Annotated in this window: 14 protein-coding genes; 6 read left to right on the top strand and 8 right to left on the bottom strand. The window is 34.9% G+C overall.

Annotated elements, in window-relative coordinates; genetic code table 11:
• Positions 1-3 precede the first annotated feature (3 nt).
• From rsmG to rho, 4 genes are all read right to left on the bottom strand, one after another.
• Complete coding sequence (gene rsmG, locus ACFIKO_RS00755; RefSeq protein ID WP_375619186.1) at positions 4-651, bottom strand: 16S rRNA (guanine(527)-N(7))-methyltransferase RsmG; 648 nt, start codon at positions 649-651, stop codon at positions 4-6.
• Positions 651-2,519, bottom strand: a complete 1,869-nt coding sequence (gene mnmG, locus ACFIKO_RS00750; RefSeq protein ID WP_375673064.1) for a tRNA uridine-5-carboxymethylaminomethyl(34) synthesis enzyme MnmG — start codon at positions 2,517-2,519, stop codon at positions 651-653. The genes rsmG and mnmG overlap by 1 nt, the downstream gene beginning before the upstream one ends.
• A gap of 106 nt (positions 2,520-2,625) precedes the next feature.
• A complete protein-coding gene (mnmE, locus tag ACFIKO_RS00745) occupies positions 2,626-3,933 on the bottom strand; it encodes a tRNA uridine-5-carboxymethylaminomethyl(34) synthesis GTPase MnmE (RefSeq protein ID WP_375673063.1) in 1,308 nt (435 codons plus the stop codon).
• Positions 3,934-3,964: 31 nt separating this feature from the next.
• Entirely contained in the window at positions 3,965-5,230 is a 1,266-nt protein-coding gene (rho, locus tag ACFIKO_RS00740; RefSeq protein ID WP_015857121.1) for a transcription termination factor Rho, read from the bottom strand.
• A 555-nt stretch (positions 5,231-5,785) separates the two neighbouring features.
• Between rho and ACFIKO_RS00735 the strand changes: the two genes are divergently transcribed.
• The 6 genes from ACFIKO_RS00735 to polA all read left to right on the top strand — a co-directional run bounded on the left by ACFIKO_RS00735 (position 5,786) and on the right by polA (position 12,588).
• Positions 5,786-6,610, top strand: a complete 825-nt coding sequence (locus tag ACFIKO_RS00735) for a pyruvate, water dikinase regulatory protein (RefSeq protein WP_012754433.1) — start codon at positions 5,786-5,788, stop codon at positions 6,608-6,610.
• A gap of 12 nt (positions 6,611-6,622) precedes the next feature.
• Positions 6,623-7,219, top strand: a complete 597-nt coding sequence (locus ACFIKO_RS00730) for a Maf family nucleotide pyrophosphatase (RefSeq protein ID WP_375619189.1) — start codon at positions 6,623-6,625, stop codon at positions 7,217-7,219.
• Positions 7,212-8,084, top strand: a complete 873-nt coding sequence (locus ACFIKO_RS00725; RefSeq protein WP_375619190.1) for a shikimate dehydrogenase — start codon at positions 7,212-7,214, stop codon at positions 8,082-8,084. The genes ACFIKO_RS00730 and ACFIKO_RS00725 overlap by 8 nt, the downstream gene beginning before the upstream one ends.
• Positions 8,081-8,665: a dephospho-CoA kinase gene (coaE, locus tag ACFIKO_RS00720; RefSeq protein WP_375619191.1), complete on the top strand. Its 585-nt coding sequence runs from the start codon at positions 8,081-8,083 to the stop codon at positions 8,663-8,665. Before ACFIKO_RS00725 ends, coaE begins: the two co-directional genes overlap by 4 nt.
• A gap of 4 nt (positions 8,666-8,669) precedes the next feature.
• On the top strand, positions 8,670-9,377 hold the full coding sequence (dnaQ, locus tag ACFIKO_RS00715; RefSeq protein WP_375673062.1) for a DNA polymerase III subunit epsilon: 708 nt from the start codon (positions 8,670-8,672) through the stop codon (positions 9,375-9,377).
• Between the two features lie 301 nt (positions 9,378-9,678).
• On the top strand, positions 9,679-12,588 hold the full coding sequence (polA, locus tag ACFIKO_RS00710) for a DNA polymerase I (protein ID WP_375673061.1): 2,910 nt from the start codon (positions 9,679-9,681) through the stop codon (positions 12,586-12,588).
• 5 nt (positions 12,589-12,593) lie between these two features.
• On the opposite strand, the gene ACFIKO_RS00705 is transcribed toward polA, so the two are convergent.
• From ACFIKO_RS00705 to ACFIKO_RS00690, 4 genes are all read right to left on the bottom strand, one after another.
• Positions 12,594-13,457, bottom strand: a complete 864-nt coding sequence (locus ACFIKO_RS00705) for an endonuclease/exonuclease/phosphatase family protein (RefSeq protein WP_375619194.1) — start codon at positions 13,455-13,457, stop codon at positions 12,594-12,596.
• A gap of 112 nt (positions 13,458-13,569) precedes the next feature.
• Complete coding sequence (locus ACFIKO_RS00700; protein WP_375673060.1) at positions 13,570-14,343, bottom strand: Bax inhibitor-1/YccA family protein; 774 nt, start codon at positions 14,341-14,343, stop codon at positions 13,570-13,572.
• A gap of 1,064 nt (positions 14,344-15,407) precedes the next feature.
• Positions 15,408-15,911 carry a signal peptidase II gene (gene lspA / locus ACFIKO_RS00695; RefSeq protein WP_375673059.1) on the bottom strand — a complete coding sequence of 168 codons (504 nt, stop codon included), beginning with the start codon at positions 15,909-15,911 and terminating at the stop codon, positions 15,408-15,410.
• Positions 15,901-16,755, bottom strand: coding sequence for a TrmH family RNA methyltransferase (locus ACFIKO_RS00690; RefSeq protein WP_375673058.1), 855 nt, complete (start codon positions 16,753-16,755; stop codon positions 15,901-15,903). The genes lspA and ACFIKO_RS00690 overlap by 11 nt, the downstream gene beginning before the upstream one ends.
• Position 16,756: the final 1 nt, after the last annotated feature.

The following is a 16,756-nucleotide window of genomic DNA, read 5'->3' as shown; positions in this document are numbered from 1 at the left end:
GCTCTACCCTCTATATGATCGAATATGAGAAATTTCCAAAATAACAGAATTTTCATCAACTTTACTTTTATGTTTTAACAGATCAAAGTGCCAATTGGCAGAGGCATTTTTTATTTCTGTAGCGTAATCCCGACCTTTTTGCAAAAGAGCTATTGTTTTTTCTGTTAATAAAGGAAAAATAAGCTGTAAAAGAGTATTGAGCGGTGCTAATCCGCGTGCCGTTATAATATCAGATATGGGAATTTTTTGATATACATCTTCAATTCTAGCGTGATAAACTGTTGCTGGAAGATTAAGTTGAGCAATAACTGTTCGCAAAAAAGAAACTTTTTTCCCATTACTTTCAACAAGATTAATATGTCCTACTTTTTTTTCTTTCAAAAAGATAGCAATCACAATTGCAGGAAAACCTCCTCCTGATCCTAAATCACACCAATGTAAAGAATGAGCATACAAAGGAAAAATTTGTGCTGAATCTAGAATATGCCGTGTCCATAGATCTGGTATTGTTGTAGAAGATATCAAATTAATATGTGCATTCCATTGAAGTATTAAAGACTCAAACTGTATTAAATTTTCCATCGTTTCACGTGAAACAGAAGGAACAATATTTAATAATTGTTGATATTTTTTTTCTGTAGAAAAATCCATTAAGCTGTTTTAGCCTTTTCACGTCGTTGACGTTGAATATATGTAATAATAAGCGATAACGCGGCGGGTGTCATGCCATCAATTTTTTGTGCATCAGCAATTGAACGCGGCGACACTTCTTGAATTTTTGATTTAAGTTCATTTGAAAGACCTGAAATTGCCTGAATATCAAGAGAAGAAGGAATTTCTAAACGCTCATCTCTTTGAAGAGAGGCAATATCTTGTGCTTGTTTATCTAAATAAACCGCATATTGTGCTTCAATTTCTAAAGATTCTGCTGTTTTAGAATCAATCGTTTGTAATTGTGGCCAAAAATCTGAAAGACGCTCTAAAGTCATATGAGGATATGCAAGAAAATCATAAGCAGAACGCCGAATTCCATCATGATTAACGTGTAATCCATGAGCAGAAGCTTCATTGGGTGTTAAAAAAAGATTTTGACATATTGATCGTGCTTGATCAAGGCGTTCTTGTTTTTTCTGATAACATTCCCAACGTATTTCACTCACAATACCCCATTTTTGTGCCAAAGGTGTTAAACGCGTATCAGCATTATCAGATCGTAAAGATAAACGAAATTCAGCACGTGATGTAAACATCCTATAAGGTTCACAAACACCACGTGAAACCAAATCATCAACCATAACACCAATATAAGCGGTAGAACGACTTATAAGTATTTCATCTAATTTACCTACTTTACGTGCCGCATTTAATCCAGCTAAAAGTCCTTGTGCTGCTGCTTCCTCATATCCTGTTGTACCATTAATTTGGCCTGCTAAGAACAAACCAGGTAAAGAACGTAATTCTAAGCTTCTCTTTAATTGTTGTGGATTAACAAAATCATATTCAATAGCATAACCAGGTTGCAAAACTATAGCATTTTCCAACCCTTCAATGGTTTTCAATAGAGAAATTTGTACATCTTCAGGAAGAGAAGTAGAAAGACCATTTGGATAAACAGTATCATCATTTAATCCTTCTGGTTCTAGAAAGATCTGATGTCCATCACGTTCTCCAAATTTCACAATTTTATCTTCAACAGAAGGACAATAACGTGGTCCTAACCCTTCAATATTTCCAGAATATAAAGCAGAACGATAAATATTTTCGCGAATAATTTGATGTGTTCTCTCATTTGTACGTGTTATTGCACATTCAATTTGTGGTTGTTCAATTTTCTCTGTTAAAAGAGAAAAGGGAATAGGGTTTTCATCTGCTTGTTGTTTTAGAAGATGATCCCAAGCAATCGTTTTTTTACTCAAACGAGCAGGGGTTCCCGTTTTTAATCGACCAAGTTTTATATGATAATTTTTTAAACGTTTAGCAAGTTGCACACTTGACTGATCTCCCATACGTCCAGCAGCCCATTTTTTATCACCAATATGAATAAAGCCATTTAAAAATGTCCCTGTTGTTAAAACAACAGCACCAGATAAAATTGTTCCTTGTTTTTTTAAAATAACACCTGATACACAATTATCTTTAACAACCAGATCAATAACTTCATCCTCAATAAGAGTAAGATTTTCTTGTTCTTTTAATAATTTTTGAATTGCTTTTTTATAAAGTTGTCTATCCGCCTGTGTCCGTGGTCCTCTTACTGCCGGTCCTTTACGTCTATTAAGTAGTCTAAACTGAATTCCAGCTGCATCTGCTGCTCTTCCCATGAGACCATCTAACGCATCTATTTCACGAACTAGATGCCCTTTTCCAAGTCCACCAATAGCAGGATTACACGACATTGTTCCCAGTACTGATATTTTATGTGTAACAAGCGCTGTTTTGGCTCCTACACGCGCTGAAGCTGAAGCCGCTTCACAGCCAGCATGACCACCACCAACAATAACAACATCATATGATTGCATTTTATTCATTCCGTAGAAAATATTCTAAGGTTTCACGTGAAACAGAATATAAATTACATAATCTTTATAATCTGTCTATGAAATAATCAATGTTTCACGTGAATCATTATTTACCAACACAAAACTCTGAAAAAATAATATCAAGCAAATCTTCAACATCAATATCTCCCGTAATTTTTCCAAGAAAATCACTTGCACAACGGAGATGTTCTGCACGTAAACTGAGATCAAGAGAATGATAATTAAGAGAATATTCAATCTCTTTAACAGCCTCCTTTAATAATTGAAGTTGTCTTTTACGCGCCGGAACAATATTTCCAATTTCAGAAGCACGATGATGACAAAATGATTCAAGTTCTTTTATAAAATAATCAAAATTTAAACCAGTTAATGCGGAAAATTGTATAGACCAATGCTGATCATTTTTTTCATAAAGATCAAGCTTATTGCCAACACACCATATTTCAGCCGATGTTTCTGGTAAATCAACTTGCTTAGGATTTCCTATATCATAAACCAAAATAACTAAATCAGCTTCCCTAACATGCTGTTTAGCAACTTCTATTCCCATTTGTTCTATTTTATTTTCTGTTTTTCTAAAACCAGCAGTATCCGTTAAAAAAATAGGTAAACCACCAAGAATAATTCTCATTTCTAAAGCATCACGGGTTGTTCCTGCTTCTTCCGTTACAATAGCAACAGATCTTCCTGAAAGACGATTCATAATGCTTGATTTTCCAGAATTTGGAGCACCAGCAATAACAATTTTTAATCCATCACGTAAAATACTAGCACGCTCTCCTTCAGTAATATATTCACGAATAGAAGTACAAAGATCCTCAACATCTTTCCAAACTTTATCAGATATTGCGTTGGGAATATCTGCTTCATCAACAAAATCAAGTTCTGCCTCAATAAAAGCACGCGCCTTCATAAGCTTATGACGCCAATCACGATAAAGTGTCGTTAAATGTCCACTTGTACCCATAACAGCTAAACGCCGTTGGCTTTCCGTTTCTGCTTCTATTAAATCAGCAAGACCTTCTGCTTGAACAAGATCTAATTTTCCTTCTATAAAAGCACGACGTGAAAATTCACCTGCTTCTGCAATACGGCATCCAGAAAATGTCGACAATTCATCGAGAAAACGACTAACAACGGCTTTTCCTCCATGTAAATGGAATTCTGCACAATCTTCCCCCGTAAAACTATGAGGAGCAGGAAAAAAAACAGTTAAACCAGAATCTAAAAAGCTCCCATCACGAGCAGTAAGATTTCCATAATGCATAAAACGTGCTTTAGGTAAACGACCACAAAGCGTTTTAACTATATCCACAACATGGGGACCAGAAAGCCGAATGACTGCAACCCCTGAAGGTAACAATCCACTCGAAACAGCAAAGATTGTATCCACAGGTTTTATCCTAATAAAAACTTTAATGACTCTACGTATTCATTGAATCAAAAAATTCACTATTGTTTTTTGTTTGCTTTAATTTATCAATCAAAAATTCAATTGCATCTGTTACATTCATAGATGCTAAAATACGACGAAGAACAAAAATTTTGTGCAAATCTTGTCGTTCTACTAGAAGTTCTTCCTTACGCGTTCCTGACTTTAAAATATCCATAGCAGGGAAAATACGCTTATCAGCAACTTTTCGATCAAGAACAATTTCCGAATTACCTGTTCCTTTAAATTCTTCAAAAATAACCTCATCCATACGACTTCCTGTATCAATCAAAGCCGTTGCAATAATGGTTAAAGATCCACCTTCTTCAATATTACGTGCTGCACCAAAAAAACGTTTTGGACGCTGGAGAGCATTTGCATCCACACCACCTGTTAAAACTTTACCCGAAGAAGGAACAACTGTATTATATGCACGCCCAAGACGTGTAATAGAATCAAGAAGAATAACAACATCGCGTCCATATTCAACGAGGCGTTTGGCTTTTTCAATGACCATTTCTGCCACTTGTACGTGACGTATTGCAGGTTCATCAAAAGTAGAAGAAACCACTTCTCCTTTTACTGAACGCTGCATATCTGTAACTTCTTCTGGTCGTTCATCAATTAAAAGAACAATAAGATAACATTCAGGATGATTAGTAGTAATAGAATGAGCAATATTTTGAAGTAAAACTGTTTTTCCTGTCCGAGGAGGAGCGACAATTAACCCTCTTTGTCCTTTTCCCAATGGAGATATCAAATCAATCACGCGTGATGACATATCTTTCTCTGTAGGATCTTGTATTTCCATTTGGAAACGCTCATTTGAATAAAGAGGTGTAAGATTATCAAAGTGAATTTTATAACGAATCTTTTCAGGTTTTTCGAAATTAATTGTATTAATTTTAAGGAGAGCAAAATAACGTTCTCCCTCTTTTGGACTGCGTATAGGACCTTCAATGGTATCGCCTGTTTTTAAAGAAAATGACTGTATTTGTGCTGGTGAAAGATAAATATCATCAGGACCAGGAAGATAATTAGCGTCAGCAGATCTTAAAAAACCAAATCCGTCTTGTAAAACTTCAACAACACCCTCTCCTATAATTTCTACATCTTGTAGAGCAAGTTTTTTCAAGATGGCAAACATTAATTCTTGTTTGCGCATAAGAGAGGCATTTTCAACTTCTAATGTTTCAGCAAAAGAAACAAGTTCAACGGGATTTTTGCTTTTAAGTTCTTGTAGTTTCATTTTTTGCATGAAATATGCTCTTTGTAATTAAGGAGAAGATTATCTTAAATAATTTATGGAAATTTATGAATGAAATATTCTTAAGAAGAAAAATATTTTACACTCAATTTTTTTAATCTGCAAGTACCATTTATATGAAATTTATCCCTGTAATATTAAGTAATTATATGAAAAACTTGAAAAAATATAAAAATACAAATAGTGTTTAATTTATTTTATAACAAAAATATGAGTTAGAGTTATAGCATTAATTAAATGCTATTCAAAAGTATTTTTTACAGAAATTTATATTAATAAATTTATATTAAAGAAGGGATTCTTCTTATTTATAACTGTGTTTAGTGTGGATTATTATTTATCCTCAATTTTATCCACAAAAGGGACTAAAAAAAAGAATAAAAATAACACTATCTTAAAGATATTATCCCCTCTTTTTTATAAGAGGTATAAAATTATCATAAGCATTTAATTTGTGTATAAAAACGAATAATTTTTCCTAAATTTTAGTTTTATAAAAAACGGTAAAGATATATACACATATCTTAACAAGGAGTTAAAATTTCTGTGACAAAAGAAAAAAAATTCTTTCATTTACACATGCTTTCTGATGCAACGGGAGAAACATTAATCTCTGTTGGAAGAGCTGTAGCATCGCAGTATACAATGAGTCAGGCAACAGAGCATATCTACCCTATGATTCGTAATAAAATACAGTTACAAAAAGCTCTTGATGAAATACAACAAGAGCCAGGTATTGTTCTTTACACAATGATTGATGAAGAATTTAAACTTCTCCTTCAAAAAAGGTGTAAAAAAATAAAAGTTCCTTGTATTGATATATTGCATCCTGTTTTAAATGCTTTTCAGTCTTACCTTGGAATGCCAACACATTTACGTGCGAGCGCACAACATGATCTTAATGCAGATTATTTTCGCCGTATTGAAGCACTGGATTTTACAATAGAACATGATGATGGACAGTCTTCCAGTAGCTTATCCGAAGCAGATGTAATCCTTGTTGGAATTTCAAGAACCTCTAAAACGCCAACAAGTATCTATTTAGCAAATCGCGGAATAAAAACGGCTAATGTTCCTCTTATTCCTAATATTGATTTGCCAGAATCCCTTTTAGAGGCAAAAAATTCTTTAATTATTGGTTTAATTGCTTCAGCTGAAAGAATCTCACATATTCGTCAAAATCGAGATTTGGGAGAAGGTTTTGCTCTTGATAGTTATACAAATCGTATCAACATAGCTGAAGAATTAATCTATGCAAAACGCATTTGCGAACGTTTTGGTTGGCCTATTATTGATGTCACAAGACGCTCTATTGAAGAAACTGCTGCTGCAATATTTGAACTTTTATCACGATTTCGTGAAGGAAAATGAGAGAAAATTCTCATGAACGCAGATACGTTAATATTAGCATCTCTTAGTTTTTATCGTGCAAAATTATTAAAAAAAGCAGGTTTAAATTTTTTCATTGAAGGAGCTTCTTTTGATGAAAGAGAAGTAGAAAAAAAAGCAAAAGAAAAAACACCTAAAGAACTCAGCTGTTTTCTTGCGGGTGCAAAAGCAAAAAATGTTTCAGATCGTTTTCCTGATGCTTTCGTTATTGGTTGTGATCAAGTGCTTGATTTGGAAGGTAAAGTTTTTCACAAAGCAACAAATATTAAGGAAGCACATCAACGTTTATGTGAGTTATCAGGAAAAACCCATTCTCTTCATAGTGCGGTAGCTTTATTTAAAAATGGTCAAAAAATTTGGGTTGAAGCTTTTAGTGCACATATGTCCGTCCGTTTGCTTTCATCAGAATTTATTGAACATTATTTAGCACGCGTAGGAAAAGAAGTTCTAAATAGCGTGGGAGTATATCAAATTGAAGGGGAAGGGATTCATCTCTTTGAAAAAATTGAAGGAGATTTTTTTACCATTGTTGGTTTACCTTTGCTGCCTCTACTCATAAAACTGCGTCATTTAGGAATTATTGATGGTTGACTTAACAATAAAAAAAATAAATTATCCGCGCGCTTTTGTTGTTGGTTCTCCAATTCATCATTCAAAATCGCCCAAAATTCACAATTTTTGGCTTAAACAATATGGTTTACAAGGAGAATATCTTGCACAAGAAGTAACATCTGAAGAATTCAGTCATTTTATTGCGTCTTTACAAAAAATAGGCTTTTGTGGAGGAAATGTTACTTTGCCTTACAAACAGGAAGCTTTTCGTTTAGCAGATTATAAAGATGAGAGAGCAACAATGATTGGTGCTGTTAATACACTTTGGTATGAAGGAAATAAGCTTTGTGCCACGAATAGCGATGCCTATGGTTTTAGCGCTAATCTTGATGATTTTGCATCTGATTGGGGAGGGGAAACAGCTCTTGTTTTTGGAGCAGGTGGTGCCGCACGCGCTATCATATATGCCTTAAAAAAACGCGGATTTGAACAGATTTATTTGGTTAACCGTACAAAACAACGCGCCGATAATTTAGCTAAGCATTTTGGAAAAACCATTAAAGTTTACGATTGGCATAAAATCCATGAAATACTCCATCAAGCTGATTTGATTGTTAATACAACCTCTATTGGTATAAAAAATCCAGAAGAAAAAAGTGATTCTTTTTTTTGTGATTTTCATAAAGCAAAAAAAACGGCGTTAGTAACAGATATTATTTATACACCTTTGATAACTCCTTTTTTACAACAGGCAAAGGCTTGTGATCTCAAGACGGTTGATGGGCTTGGGATGCTTCTACATCAGGCTGTTATAGGGTTTGAACAGTGGTTTGGAATAAGACCACAGGTAACAAAAGCGTTACGAACAGCCATTTTAGAGGATATGAGTGAAAAAATAGAATGAAGATCATAGGATTAACAGGATCAATTGCTATGGGAAAATCAACAGTTGCTGATTTTTTCAAGCAAGCGGGTATTTCTGTTTTTAGTGCTGATGAAGCAGTACAACAGCTTTATAAAAGTGAGCCAGCTTTGTCATTCATAGAGCGTATTTTTCCAGGTGTTGTTGAAAACGGTGAAGTTAACCGTTTGAAACTTTCTAAAATTTTGATTGATGATAAGGAAAAATTACAAACATTAGAAAAAATAATTCATCCTTTGGTGCAAGAAAAAGAAAGGGAATTTATTAATATAGCCCGTGAACAAGGGAAAAAATTAGTTATTCTTGATATTCCACTTCTATTTGAAAAAAATGGTGAAAGTCGTGTGGATAGCGTTATTGTTGTTTCTGCCCCACCAGAAATACAAAAAGAACGTGTAATGATTCGCAAAGGTATGAATGAAAAAAAATTTATCTTTATCAATGCTCAACAAATGCCGGATGAAAAAAAACGAGAACGTGCTGATTTTATTATTTATACAGGGAAAGATTTAGAGAATACACGTCAACAGGTTTTTGATGTGATAAAAAAATTAAAGAATTGAAGTCATGCGGGAAATTATTTTTGATACAGAAACAACAGGTTTAGATAAAGAAAAAGATCGCATAATCGAAATTGGTTGTGTAGAAATGGTTGATCGTTATCTTACGGGGCGCCAATTTCATGTTTATTTAAACCCTGAAGGCGTTATTATTCCTGATGAAGTTGTAGCAATTCACGGATTAACTAATGAACGCCTAAAAAACGAGAAAAGTTTTAGTGATATTGTTGATGAATTTTTGGAATTTATCAAAGGCGCGACAATGGTTGCGCATAATGCGAGTTTTGATATTGGTTTTATTAATGCAGAATTAAAACGCGTCAATAAACCGCTCATCAGTGTTGATAATATTCTTGATACGCTAGCTATGGCACGGCGTAAATTTCCTATGGGTCCTAATTCTCTTGATATTTTATGCAAACGTTTTGGAATTGATAATAGCCATCGTGTTCTTCATGGTGCTTTGCTTGATGCAGAGATTCTAGCCGATGTTTATATTGAACTGATCGGTGGAAAGCAAGGTGTATTGGGTTTTGATAATAGAAGGGGTGTTGATGAACATATCCAGAATGGTAAAGATACATTTTATGCAGTTAAAATTCGCCCACAGGCTTTACCTTCAAGATTGAGTACGCAAGAAAAAAGGTTGCACGCTGATTTTATCAACAAGATGGGTGAAAAAGCTCTGTGGAATAACTTCAAAATTCATGAATAACATCATCTTTTCTCTAAAAAAGTCACCATTTAAATCAAAGAATATAGATGTCAAAAAAAACGGTCGTTGTGGGGAGGGGAACACCACAACGACCCTGTCGCTACATCGTACCTCAGCTATCATAGGAGGAGCAAAATGAAAGCTATTAATCCTGTAACAGCAAAGAAAAGCTCTAGGTACTTAATATAAAGTGCAACGACTTCATGTATTATGAAAAGAAAAAATGGCTTTTTAGAGGCAAAGTGAAAAAATATATAAGGGTAATTTGCTTTTTTAACTGAAATGGAGAAATAAAATTGTCATGAAAGCAACAGATCATCTTTTTTTGGTTGACGGATCAGGCTATGTTTTTCGTGCTTATTATGCTTTGCCGCCTTTAAAACGTAAAAAGGATGGACTTCCTGTAGGAGCAGTAGCTGGTTTTTGCAATATGTTATGGAAATTACTTTGTGATGCTCGTAATACAGCGACTGGTATTGTTCCAACACATTTTGCTGTTATTTTTGATTATTCATCTGATACTTTTCGGAAACAAATTTATCCTAAATATAAAGCGAATCGCGCTGAACCTCCTGAAGATCTAATTCCTCAGTTCGCGCTAATACGCCAAGCAACGAAGGCTTTTAATTTGCCTTGTATTGAAAAGGAAGGCTTTGAAGCGGATGATTTGATTGCTACCTATGCAAAATTGGCAACAAAGGTTGGGGCAAAAACAACCATTATTTCTTCTGATAAGGATCTTATGCAACTCGTAAATACGCATGTATCTTTGTATGACGGAATGAAAGACAAGCATATAGGTATTTCAGAAGTTATAGAAAAATGGGGTGTTGCACCTGAAAAAATGATTGATTTACAAGCATTAATTGGAGATTCAACGGATAATGTACCGGGTATTCCAGGCATTGGTCCAAAAACTGCAGCTCAGTTGTTAGATCAGTTTGATTCTCTTGATCTTTTGTTGCAAAACGTAACAGAAATTAAACAAAAAAAACGACGTGAAAACATTCAAGCTTATAGAGAACAAGTTAAAATTTCTCGTGAACTTGTTAGGCTTAAAACAGATGTTCCTATAGATAATGATTTAGATGATTTTATTTTGGAGCCACAAGATGGTCCACGTTTAATTGCTTTTTTGAAAGCGATGGAATTTTCAACATTAACACGTCGCGTGGCAGAGGCAACGTCATGCGATGCAGCTGTTATTGATGCACTTGATATAGATGTTGAATGGGAAAAACTGAGCCATGGGCATAATTCTAATATCAATAATACTGAGCGCGCATCTCTTCATAATTTTTTTGAAAATTCTCCACAAGTTTTTGCGCAAAAACGTAAAGATCAAGCGCTGACTCAAAAAATTACAAGAGACGCTTATACAACAATTCTTGATGAGGAAATTTTAAAAGATTGGTTATCACAAGCACAAGAGCAGGGTTTTTTCGCTTTTAATACTGAAACAACATCTCTTAATCCGATGCAAGCAAAGCTTGTTGGCTTTTCACTCGCATTACAGCCAGAAAAAGCAGCTTATATACCTCTTGAACATTTTTATGAAGGAGAAGAGGACCTTTTGAGGGGCGGGCGCATTGCCTCGCAGATTGATACCCGAAAAGCTTTAGCACTTTTAAAACCGATATTAGAAGATTCATCGGTGTTAAAAATTGGTCAGAATATAAAATATGATTGGTTGGTGATAAAGCAATACGACATTATTATAAGCTCTTTTGATGATACCATGCTTTTATCATATGCTTTTGATGCTGGAACGTTAACCCATAATATGGATGATTTGTCTGAACGTTGGCTTGGGCATAAACCAATTTCCTATAAAGATTTAACGCATAACGGAAAAAAAATTACTTCTTTTTCACAAGTAGATTTAAAACAAGCAACCCTTTATGCGGCGGAATTTGCTGATATAACGATACGCCTTTGGCAAGTATTAAAACCGCAACTTGTTGCTCGTGGAATGACAAAAATTTATGAACGTCTTGATCGACCCCTTGTAGAAGTTCTTGCAAGAATGGAAGAACGTGGGATTCTTATTGATCGGCAGATTTTATTGCGTCTTTCAGGAGAATTGGCACAAGCTGCTTTGATTTTAGAAGAGGAAATTTACAAACAAGCTGATGAAAAGTTTAATCTTGCTTCGCCAAAGCAATTAGGGGATATCCTTTTTGGAAAAATGGGATTACCTGGAGGCGCTAAAACTAAGAGTGGACAATGGTCAACTTCTGTACAGACCTTAGAAGAGTTGGCTGCTGAAGGTCATGTTTTACCGCGTAAAATTATTGAGTGGCGTCAACTTGCAAAGCTAAAATCTACCTATACAGATGCCTTGCCTTCTTATATTTTTTCAAAAACAGGGCGAGTTCACACGAATTATTCTTTGGCAATAACATCAACAGGACGGTTATCATCATCAGAGCCAAATTTGCAAAATATTCCAGTGCGGACTGCTGAAGGACGTAAAATTCGAACAGCTTTTATTGCTCCCAAAGGACATGTGTTACTTTCTGCTGATTATAGTCAGATTGAGTTGCGCATTCTTGCACATATTGCGGATATAAAAGCATTAAAAGAAGCTTTTGCTAAAGGGCATGATATTCACGCTATAACGGCATCACAAATGTTTGGTGTTGCGATAGAAGGAATGCATTCAGATATACGACGGCGTGCAAAAGCGATTAATTTTGGTATTATTTATGGTATTTCAGCTTTTGGATTAGCCAATCAATTGGGAATTTCACGCCAAGAAGCGGGTCGTTATATTCAACTGTATTTTGAAAGATTTCCAGGAATTAAAGATTATATGGAGAAGACCAAAATCTTTGCACGTGAAAATGGTTATGTGGAAACAATTTTTGGACGTCGTATCCATTATCCAGAAATAAAAGCAAAGAATGTAAAAATTCGTTCTCTTAATGAGCGAGCAGCTATCAATGCTCCAATTCAAGGTTCTGCGGCTGATATTATTCGCCGCGCTATGATACAGATGGAAGATGCTTTAAAAGAAGAAAAACTATCAGCAAAAATGTTGCTGCAAGTGCATGATGAACTGATTTTTGAAGTACCAGAGGAAGAGAGTAAAAAAACCATGGCTGTTGTTAAAAATGTTATGGAAAATGCTACAATGCCGATTTTATCTTTATCTGTACCGCTTGAAGTAAAAGTCATGACGGCTCAAAATTGGGATGAGGCACATTAATTTTTTTATTTGTTTTTAAGAATGTTGATTGCGTTGGAAAGATTAAGATAGGCTTTGATAGGCAAATGATCTGAAGCAATGCGTGCAAGCGGTGAATGATGATTTTCAATACTTGTTACCAATTGGTGGGGAAAAGAAAAAACTCTATCAAGGGCTAAAAAAGGAAAACGAGAGGGAAAACTTGGTACAGCTTCAAAAGTGCTATCAAAATAGGGAGAAAAATGATTTAAAGATGAGCCTTTTCCCATCCGCCATTCATTAAAATCTCCTATGAGGAGTGTAGGCATAAGGGAGCGTTTTTGGAAAATTTCAAGGAGCATTTTTGTTTGTTGTTTACGAGAGTAACGTAATAAGCCAAAATGAGCCGCAATAATACGGATAGGGCCTGCTGCCATTTCCAACTCTACAATTACAGCCCCACGTGGTTCAATACTAGGCAGAGTGACTTGTAAAGTATCACGTACATATCCCTTTCGCAAAAAAAGAGCATTCCCATGCCAACCGTGTCCATGAGGTGACATAGTATTAAGAGGTACAGGAATCAAACCGGTTTCAGCTTTTAATAGCTGAAGATTAATCAAACCGATGCGTTCTCCAAAACGTCTATCTGCTTCTTGAAGAGCAAGGATATCGACTTGTAATTCAGTAATAACACGGACAATTCTTGTAGGATTAAAAATTTTATCAACACCTACACATTTATGCACATTATAGGAAGCAACGGTCAGATCATAATTACTATTTTGATTGATGATGTTTGATTGATGATGAGAACGGCTGTGAATTGCATTTAAAAGAGAGCTATGGAGTTTTTGTTGGATAAAACCGGTAAACCAAGGGAATTTTTGCTTATAAGGTATTTTTGTCATTTTGCGAAAAGAATAGTCCCTAAGAGGCAAAGGGTAAAGACTTACACTAAAAACAAAAGAACCTTGTCTCTTTTAGAAACAAGGTTCTTTAATTAAGTTATGATTTTTGCAATCAATCACGGTTTGAGCCAAGAAATTGTAGCAAGAAGACAAACATATTGATGAAATCAAGATAAAGATTCAACGCGCCCATAATAACTTTACGTCCTCTAGTGTCGCTTTCATCTCCTTCATAATACATCAACTTAATGCTTTGGGTATCGTAGGCTGTTAAACCAGCAAAGATAAAAACACCAATTACAGAGATAGCAAATTGCAAAGCGCTTGATCCAAGAAAAATGTTCACAATCATGGAAAGCAACAAGCCGATCAATCCGATGAATAGGAATGAACCGATTGCTGTGAGATCACGCTTTGTTGTGTATCCATAAAGTGAAAGAGCTCCAAAAGTTGCGGCGGAAATGACAAAGGTTTGCACAACACTTTCTGTCGTATAGCGCAAAACGATAGAAGACAGTGAAAGACCAACCAGAGCAGCATAACCAAAAAAGAGGCTACGAGCAGCATTTGTGCTCAATGTATTAATTTTGAAACTGAGGAATAAAACCGCTATGAGTGGTGCAAACATAACAATGTAAGAGAATGGCGATGTATAAAATGTTACTCCAAATGATGTTAAATAAACACTGCTATTGATTTGAGCTGCTGCTTGGCCCATATCTGTTGTCGTTGCTAATGATACAATTGCGTAAGCAGCAGCAGCTGTAATAAGCAAACCAATGGCCATTGTATTATAGACACCCAACATATAGTCGCGCAATCCCTGATCAATTGATGCATCGGCATGAGAAGTAGGTGCCGAACGTAAATTTTTAAAATTAGCCATAATATAAAATCCTTTAGCATATGTCCCGTCAGATATAGGGCTTTAAAAGTGTCTCTGTCATTACACAGATAAGCTTGGCATAAGCCTTAATTGGGCAAATACAAAAACCCTTAAGAATCACTGACAGAATTCCAGCATATTTGCTCTTATTATGGAGATTTATTTAAAAATTACAAGAGATTTATATGAAGAAGGAACCTTACAAATTGGTAAGGAAATGGTTCATTTTAATAAAAAATATTTCCATTTTTCGCCATATTTTTACAAGATAAAAAGACTAAACTAAAAAAATTTATTATTCACAGAAACTATGTAATACAATCCTTTATAAAATATCCACTATTTTTGCATTTTTAAGAAGAGAGGCAAGTATCTATAATACTATTTTTCAACCTTCAATATTGCACCTGTTTTGCACGGTTAGAAGAGCTATTGAATTGGATTTATATAACATATTGATATATAAGGATAAAATATCTTTTTGTATGCTAAATGATATTCCGAATATCGTAAGATTCTCTGGTTGCAAATCTGTTTATATTAAATCAATTAAGATTATTGATTTGCTTGTGTCTTGCAAGAGACATGCTTTTGATGGATTCAACATGAACAGATTCCAAATAAAAGAGATTTAGGCTATTAAGGGCTTTTATTCAAAATAAAAAAGGTAATTTATATTTATAATCAATAGGTTGCTTTAACAAGACACCATTGAAAATAGTTGAAAAAATGTTTTTTATTAAACAATATACAAAACAAAAAAGGAGAGTTTTTTAACGAAGCGCTTAAGAAAGGCTCTGTAAAAAAACAATACCTGTAAAAACTAAAAAACATATGAAAAGCAAATAATAGAACTTTAAATGCTGTAAAATATTTTCTCTCTATTTGAGTTCATTTCTTTTGCATTGACCAAGTGTAGAAGTGTAAAGTTGAAAAATAAGATTTTATAATTTTATGAAAAGAAACACGAAAAACAATTAGCTGCAAGAATTATCCAAGAAAAATCAATATATAATCAGGCTTATGATGGTTAATAATCTCTGTTTTCTAAGAAAATGAGCATATCAATGAGAAGATGTACTGTTAGAATGACGTTTTGCTTTCATCCAAGTGCGCAATTCTTCAATAAGGATGGCAATAACACCGAGAGTGATAAAACTATCTGCAAGGTTGAAAATAGCAAAATAAAAAATATCATCAATATGAAAGAGTATATAATCAGTGACATGATGAAAGCGAATACGATCAATGAGATTGCCCACGGCTCCCCCAATAATAAGAATAAGGCCAATGCGCATTAAAGACTTATTATGTTCAGTATTTTTCCATAGCCATAGAAGGAAGATAATCACAATGATTGTGATGGCGATGATTCCCCAGTGAGAAAAGGAAGAAAAAAACGAAAATGCAATGCCAGAATTACGCACATGATAAAGGGAAAGAAAAGGAATAAGCGAAATTTCTGTTCCTAAAGGCATATTGTGCATAACCCAGTATTTGACAGCTTGATCAAGTACTACTGTAAAAGCCAAGCCCAAGAGAAGAAAAGGGAGTGATTTACGCATCATGTTTTTCCTCACATGGTTCCAGTATTAAATAGGGGCGACGGATTTCATAAAGCATAACAGCTGTTGCTACAGCTAGATTAAGCGAGTCTGCACGTCCGCTTTGTGGAATACGCGCAAGTTTATCGCACCGATTTGTAAGAAGATCTGATAAACCCTGTTTTTCATTTCCCATTAAAAGGATAATAGGGCCATTTTTGAAATCAAGAGTGCGATAATCCAGAGATCCTTTGAGATGTGTTCCAACGATCATACCTTTAAAGTGAGCAGACCAGTTTAAAAAGGCGCTTTCATCAAGACGATAAAGTGGTACAGAGAAAATAGATCCCATGGTTGCACGGACCGTTTCAGGCGAGAAAGGGTCTGTTGTTTCGCCAATTAAAATAACACCTTTAGCACCTACAGCATCAGCAGTTCGAATAATGGTACCAAGATTTCCAGGATCACGTACACGATCAAGCGCGATGTAAACATCTTTAATCTGTTCTTTTATCATTTCAAGAGAGTGCCATTTTTGCTTGAAAATACCAATAACTGTTTGTGGATTATCGCGTCTGGTAAGTGATTCCATAACTTTTTGTGAGGCTTTAATAACAAAACCACCGTTGGCTACAGCACGTGCGGCAGTATTTTCGATAGCAGTATTACCGGTTTTACTTTTAGAAAAAATAAGCGTCTGTATTGTCCAGCCGAGATTGAGAGCATCAATGACCAATTTCAATCCTTCTGCCATGAAAAGGCCTTCTCTATTACGGTTTTTCTTTTGGCTAAGTGCTTTAAGATCTTTTATGATGGGGTTGCTAAGAGAGGTAATTTCTTTCACTCTACCAGTTTTGGGTCTACACATG

Source organism: Bartonella sp. TS82HLJMH, assembly GCF_042193495.1.
Lineage (GTDB): Bacteria > Pseudomonadota > Alphaproteobacteria > Rhizobiales > Rhizobiaceae > Bartonella > Bartonella grahamii.
Note: the sequence above shows the minus strand (reverse complement) of the source record. Positions and strands in the feature narration are given on the sequence as shown.